The sequence below is a fragment of the Nocardia sp. NPDC005745 genome, assembly GCF_040630775.1.
Lineage (GTDB): Bacteria > Actinomycetota > Actinomycetes > Mycobacteriales > Mycobacteriaceae > Nocardia.
In genome coordinates this window covers 1-6,381 of sequence record NZ_JBEXYF010000078.1, presented here as the reverse complement: position 1 = coordinate 6,381, position 6,381 = coordinate 1, and the positions used below count along the sequence as shown (strand labels likewise).

Annotated in this window: 6 protein-coding genes; 3 read left to right on the top strand and 3 right to left on the bottom strand. The window is 69.8% G+C overall.

Features of this window, described 5'->3' with window-relative positions; genetic code table 11:
• Positions 1–165: 165 nt before the first annotated feature.
• The 3 genes from ABZ420_RS35780 to ABZ420_RS35770 form a co-directional block, all read right to left on the bottom strand.
• On the bottom strand, positions 166–714 hold the full coding sequence (locus ABZ420_RS35780) for an HD domain-containing protein (RefSeq protein ID WP_357132582.1): 549 nt from the start codon (positions 712–714) through the stop codon (positions 166–168).
• A gap of 124 nt (positions 715–838) precedes the next feature.
• Positions 839–1,231, bottom strand: a complete 393-nt coding sequence (locus ABZ420_RS35775; protein WP_357132579.1) for an SCO5389 family protein — start codon at positions 1,229–1,231, stop codon at positions 839–841.
• A 59-nt stretch (positions 1,232–1,290) separates the two neighbouring features.
• The gene (locus ABZ420_RS35770; protein WP_357132576.1) at positions 1,291–2,355 is read right to left on the bottom strand and encodes a nitronate monooxygenase; all 1,065 of its coding nucleotides are present in this window, start codon (positions 2,353–2,355) and stop codon (positions 1,291–1,293) included.
• 189 nt (positions 2,356–2,544) lie between these two features.
• Here ABZ420_RS35770 and ABZ420_RS35765 point away from each other — a divergent pair, with 189 nt between their 5' ends.
• From ABZ420_RS35765 to ABZ420_RS35755, 3 genes are all read left to right on the top strand, one after another.
• Entirely contained in the window at positions 2,545–3,417 is an 873-nt protein-coding gene (locus ABZ420_RS35765) for a peptidoglycan DD-metalloendopeptidase family protein (RefSeq protein WP_357132573.1), read from the top strand.
• Between the two features lie 143 nt (positions 3,418–3,560).
• Positions 3,561–4,544, top strand: a complete 984-nt coding sequence (locus ABZ420_RS35760) for a LuxR C-terminal-related transcriptional regulator (RefSeq protein ID WP_357132570.1) — start codon at positions 3,561–3,563, stop codon at positions 4,542–4,544.
• A gap of 293 nt (positions 4,545–4,837) precedes the next feature.
• Positions 4,838–6,381: amino acid adenylation domain-containing protein (locus tag ABZ420_RS35755; RefSeq protein WP_357132567.1), on the top strand; the 1,544-nt coding region annotated here is incomplete at its 3' end.

Sequence of the window (6,381 nt, the reverse complement as noted above, 5' to 3'; positions counted from 1 at the left end):
TTCCTGGCCGACAAGTTCGCCAAGTGGCAGTTGCCGGAACGCTGGGCGTTCATCGCCGAGGTCCCCAAGACCAGTGTGGGCAAGTTCGACAAGAAGCGGCTGCGCAGCCAGTACGCCGACGGCGACCTGGAAGTCACCACGCTCGGCTGACCGCGCCGCCCCGCGTCACCACTTCAGCATCGGCAGTGGTGACGTGGGGTGGGTCCGCAGCCGCCGCGCGGCCAGCGATACGAGCCTGCGGTGGAAACCGTGGTTCGGGTAGCGCTTCGCCAGGTCGCGGTAGGTTCCCCGGGAGATGCCGAACCGGCCGAGCAACCCCCGTTCGACGTCGATGGCGTCGGCGCGCCGGAAGATCTCGACCGGGTCGTGCGGCGGCCCCGCCGGGCGGAGCTTGTGATGCTGATCGATCATCTGCACCACCAGCCCGGTCGAGTCGTCGCGGTCGATGCTGGCCAGCCACGCGCGTGCCTGGTCGCACGAGGGGGCGAGGTAGTCGAAGCTGCCCGCCGACCAGATGCCGATGTCGTGCAGGGCGGCGGCGGTCAAGAACTCCTCGCGCGTGCTCGGTCGAGGTTGCTGGTCGGCGGCCAAGAGGTCGCACAGCGTCAGGACGCGCAGCACGTGATTGGTGTAGGCGGCGCGGTCCGACCCGAGCTGTTGCTGCCACGGCGCGAGCCGGGCTTCGACCTCATCGCGAAGATCGTTGCTGCTCATGGCGGTTGACCCTACGCGCTACCGACCGCCGTCGACGGCGGCGACGCGCGGGCGCACCGCCGGATGGACGCGAACACCCGGCGCGGGCGAATCAGTTTGCCGCGCCGGGTGTTCAGCTCGTGGATCAGCAGTTGCGCAGTTCCGGGCTCTGGTTGAGCAACTGGGCCCGGGTGCTGATGAACGTGCGGTAGGTGTCGCCGCCGACCGCGGCGAGCGGGAACGCGGCGACCCGGTGGCAGTTCTGGAAGGCGAGCTTCACGCCGAAGTGCCGCTCCAGTCCACCGCGAATCGCGTCGGAAGCCATGGCGCGCAGCAGTTGTCCGCGTGCCACGTCGTCGGGCGGGGCGATCGTGTTGTCGGCGTATTCCTCCGTGCCGGAACGCAGGTCGGCGGCCACACGGCTGACCACTTCCCAGGCGTACGGCAGCGAGTTGCGGACGACCTCGACGAAGTCGGCGTCGTCGACCTCGCCGCGCTCGGCGCGTTCCAGTATTGCGGTGGGGACATCAAGGGACATGGCGCTCTCCTCCAGTGCTGGACGTCGATGCGATGCCCGAGTCTAATCGAAAGTCGTTGTCAATAATGCTGGATTCGGCGTGAAAGAGCTTTTTCCAGTGCGGCTTTCGTGTCGGCTGCCAGCTGGGCGACCAGTTCTCCCGCGGGTAGCTCGGGGGTCAGCGTATGGGTTTGACCGGCCCAGAGATTGACCTCGTCCGGGTTGCCCGCCGCGCGCGCGGCGGCCCGCAGCGGGGCGGTGGCGTAGTGGATCTCCGGGTATCCCACCGGCGCGGTCGCGCTGTGCCGCAGCAGGAATCGGTTGCGCAACCCGCGTGCCCTGCGTCCGGTGAACGCTCGCGTGAGCATCGTCGGGGTGTCGGCGGTCAAGGCGGTGCGGTGCACCTGGTTGGTGCCCGCTTCGGGGCAGCGCAGGAATACCGTGCCCAGTTGCGCGGCCACGGCGCCCGCCGCGAGGGCGGCGGCGATGCCCGCGCCGGTCGCGAGGCCGCCGGTGGCCACCAAGGGCCGGTCCGTGGCGGCGGCGAGCAGTTGCAGTAGCGCCAGCAGGCCGAGCGGGTCGGCGGTGTCGTCCGCGGGGCGGTCCACGAAGGTCGCGCGGTGCCCGCCCGCCTCCGCGCCCTGGGCGATGAGCACGTCGGCGCCCGCCTCGACCGCGACGCGCGCCTCGTCGACCGAGGTGACGGTCACCCAGATTTCGGAACCGGCGGCGTGCAGCCGCCCTATCTCCGCGGCGCTCGGGCAGCCGAAAGTGAACGACACGGCGGCGACCGGATCGGCGACGAGCAGGTCGAGCTTGGCGTCCCAGTCGTCGGTGTCGTAGCGCGGATCCCCGAGCGTATGGTCGGCGCCGAGTTCGGCGAGATAGTCCGCCAAGTCCGCGGCGGGGGTCGGTGGACCGGGCACGAAGAGGTTCACGCCGAACGGCTTGCCGGTGGCCGCGCGCGTCGCCGCGATCCGCGCCGCGGTGTCGGCCGCGCTCAGATAGCCGGCGGCCAGCTGGGCGAACCCGCCCGCCTCGGCCACCGCGGCGGTCAGCTCGGGAGTGGATGGGCCGCCCGCCATCGGGGCCAGCACGATCGGAACGTCCACCTGGTCGAGGATCACGCTCCGATTGTCGCGCATCTGGACATGTGACCCGGGCCTCACCAGCAATTTTCCGCTGGAAGGTTGCGGAATGGTCACGACGCGGTAGAGTTCCCGTCACGACGGATGCCAAACCGTTATCCGCTCGGCTTCACCGGATCGTTATCGAACCCGGTTCGGCTCGGGCTCCGGCATCCCGGACCCTGTTCTACGACCGAGGACTCAGCTTTGTCGCAGCACCGTGTAGGCCCCAGTTCCATTACCGTCCAGAGCCTCCTCGGCGACGGCGGCGAAACGGGCCGGCCGACGCGGCACCGCGCCGAGCCGTCCGCCACCGAGCGCGTGAAGGCCGCCGCGACCGCAGCGGTCGCCGCGGGCGCTCTGATCGGCGCCGCCAGCCAAGTCGCTCCCGCGATCGCCTACGCGTCGCCGTTGCTGCCCGGCTCGCACGATGCCGACGAGGAGACCCACGCCGCGCCCTCCACCGTGAAGGGTACGAGCATCCTGCCGATCGCCGAGGCGAAGGTCGCCGAGCCGGTCGCGCAGGCCGCGCCGGAGCCCGCCGCGGTCGCCGGGCAGATCGCGGCCCCGGTCGCCGCTCCGTTCGGCATTCCCAATCTTCCCCCGGAGATCGCGGCCCCCTTGGCTCAGGCCGAAGAGGTCCTCAAGGGCGTGCAGCAGCAGGTCGCTCCGGCGCCCGCGGTGCGCCCGGTGGCCGGTGAGATCAGCTCCGGCTTCGGCAGCCGCTGGGGCGCCATGCACTACGGCCTCGACTTCGCCGACGCGCTGGGCGCGCCGATCCACTCGGTCAGCAACGGCACCGTGATCGAGGCGGGACCGGCTTCCGGTTTCGGCCTGTGGGTGCGCGTGCTGCAGGACGACGGCACCACCGCGGTCTACGGCCACGTGAACGAGATGTTCGTGCACGCCGGGCAGCACGTGAACGCGGGCGACGTGATCGCCACCGTCGGTAACCGGGGGCAGTCCACCGGTCCGCACCTGCACCTGGAGATCTGGGACCAGGGGGGCACCAAGATCGACCCGATGCCGTACCTGGCAGCCAAGGGCGTGCCGTTGCAGTGGGGCCCGTCCGCGCACTGACTTCTCCTGTCCAGCTTGATAATCCGGTCAGCGCACGGTTGCGCGCAGCGGAGCTTCCCGCGACAAGGTAATGCGGGAAGCGGTTGGCGCGCGGGTCTTTCAGAGCCGCCCCATGGGCACCGGTCGGTCGCTAGGCTCGGGCCGTGATCGAGCTGGGCGACATCTTCGAGCCTGGGTCACCGCACGGCCGCGTGTACGCCGTGCTGGTGCACCATCCGCGGTCGAGTCTCGCCGATATCGCGCAGTACCTGGGCGTTTCGGAAGACCTCGCCGCGGACTCGTTGGATGTGTTGTGTGAATTGCGCGCCGCGGTCCGCGTCGAGTCGCCCGAGGGCGAACCGCTGTGGGATGCGCACGCACCGGAATCGTTGTCCGAAGCCGAGGCGCGGCGCAGACAGCAGGAGATCAACCAGATGCACGCGGCCGCAGCGCGTTTGAGCGAGACGTTCCGTTCGGTGCGCCGCTCGCCCCGCGGCAACGGCGCGGTGGTGCCGGTGTACGAGCGGCTGGAGATGCTGGCGGATTTCGAGGAGATGCAGACCGGCGCGCGCAGCTGCGTCAAGCTGGTCGAGCGCGGCCCCTATCTCAGCGATCCGGAACGCGAGCGCCGGCTGTTCGAGCTCAAGCGGACCAGGCTCGGCGAAGGAATCCGCTATCAGACCTTGTATCAGGACACCGTCTACCAGGATCCGGAGCGCTTGCGGCACGCGCTGTCCACCAACGCGGGCGGCGCACAGGCCAGAACCCTGCCGGAGCCGCCGATCAAGCTGATCATCAGCGACGACGAGCGTGCCAGCCTGGTGCTGCACGCCGACGAACGCAGGCCGGACCCGATGGGTCTGCGCATCACGGGGTCCCCCACGCTCGAGCTGTTGGTCAAGACCTTCGACGTACTGTGGACGATGGCCGCGCCCATATCGGTGAATCCGGCCGCCGAGGCGCTGGACGAACGCGACCGCGCGATCCTGACCTTGATGGGACTGGGCGCCACCGACGACACCATCGCGCGCAGGCTCGGGATGTCCCGGCGCACGGTGGTCCGCCGGACCGCCCGGCTGCTGGAGCGTCTCGGCGCGAGTACGAGATTCCAAGCGGGGGTGCAGGCGACCCGGCGTGGGTGGCTGTGAGCAAGCTCACCGATCGAACGAGTCCTGCAACACGAGGGACTCGGCGCCGATATAACGGCAGGCATCACGCAAGACACCGATTCCATGGGGGAGTGGGCGGCGCTCGACGAGAGGACAGCACCGAAAGGGGGGACGCGGACCGCACCGACGGCAGCCGCGGCAATCCGATACAGCGCGCGGGTTGGGCAGTCAAGCCCCTATATGATTGCTCGGTCCGCGCTGGCCCCGGATAACGAACCCTGCGCAGGGTACGGTCCGGGTCCTGGCTCGATGCGAGAGGTGAATGCACTCGAATGGAAACCGCCCGTCGCTCTGCTCGCGGTAGCCGTCGCCGCAGGTCGGGCAGTCCGCTGTTCGCGCAGCTGCTCACCGCCGCCGTCGAGTCCGCCGCCACCGAGGTCGCGATCCGGTTCAACCCCACGGGAGATCCGGCCGACGATCGGGAACTCACCTACGCCGAGCTGGACGCGGCGTCCTCGCGACTGGCCAGGGAGCTGATCGAGCGCGGTGTCGGGCCGGGCGACGTGGTCGCCATCGGAATCTCGCGCAGCGTGGAGTCGGTGCTCGCCGTCTGGGCCATCGCCAAGACCGGCGCGGCGTACGTGCCGGTGGATCCGACGTACCCCACCGATCGCATCAACCACATCGTCGCCGACTCCGGCGCCACGGTCGGCTTGACCACCTCGGCGCACCGCCCGGTGCTGGGCACCGGCGTGTACTGGATCGAGCTGGACGACCCGGTGCAGGCCGCGCGCATCGCCGCGCGCCCGGAGCACCCCATCTCCTACACCGACCGGGTGCGTCCGCTGGACGAGCGGCACCCGGCCTATGTCATCTACACCTCCGGGTCCACCGGCAAGCCCAAGGGCGTCGTGGTCTCGCACAGCGGTCTCGCTGGACTCGTGACCGCGGAGCGCGAGCACTACGGGGTGACGGAGGATTCGCGCGTTCTGCACGTCTGCTCGCCGAACTTCGACGTCTCGGTGCTGGAACTGTTGCTGGCCTTCTCCACCGGCGCGACGCTGGTGATCGCGCCGCCGTCGGTGTTCGGCGGTTTCGAGCTGGCGGATCTGCTGCGGCGCGAGCACGTCACGCACATGCTCATCACGCCGGGGGCCCTGGAATCGGTGGATCCGGCGGGGCTGGACGACTTGCAGGCCGTCGTGGTGGCCGGCGACAAGTTCGGACCCGAACTGGTCGCACGCTGGGCGGCCGAGCGCGAGTTCTACAACGGCTACGGGCCCACCGAGGCGACGATCCTGGCCACCAGTACGCCACCGATGACGCCCGGCGAGCCCATCACGATCGGCACGGCTATCCCAGGAGTCGGGGCGTTCGTGCTGGACTCGCGGCTGCGGCCGGTGCCTGCCGGGGTGGTCGGCGAGCTGTATCTGACCGGGCCCGCGCTGGCGCAGGGCTATCTCAACCGGCCGGGCCTGACCGCGGAGCGATTCGTCGCCAGTCCGTTCGGCGCCGACACCGGCAACCCCGGAGCGCGGCTCTACCGCACCGGCGACCTGGTGCGCCGCACCGAATCCGCGGGCCAGGACGGCGTCATCGAATATCTGGGCCGCTCGGACTTCCAGGTGAAGATCCGCGGTTTCCGCATCGAACTCGGCGAGATCGACAACGCGCTCACCGGCCACCCGGACATCGACTTCGCGGCCACTCTCGGCAAGACGCTGCCCTCCGGCGCGACCGCGCTGGTCTCCTATGTGCTGCCGCGGCCCGGGGCCGATGTGGACACCACCGAACTCGTCGAGTTCATCTCCGAGTCGTTGCCTGCTTACATGATTCCGGCGTCGATCATGGTGTTGGGGGAGATTCCGTTGACGCC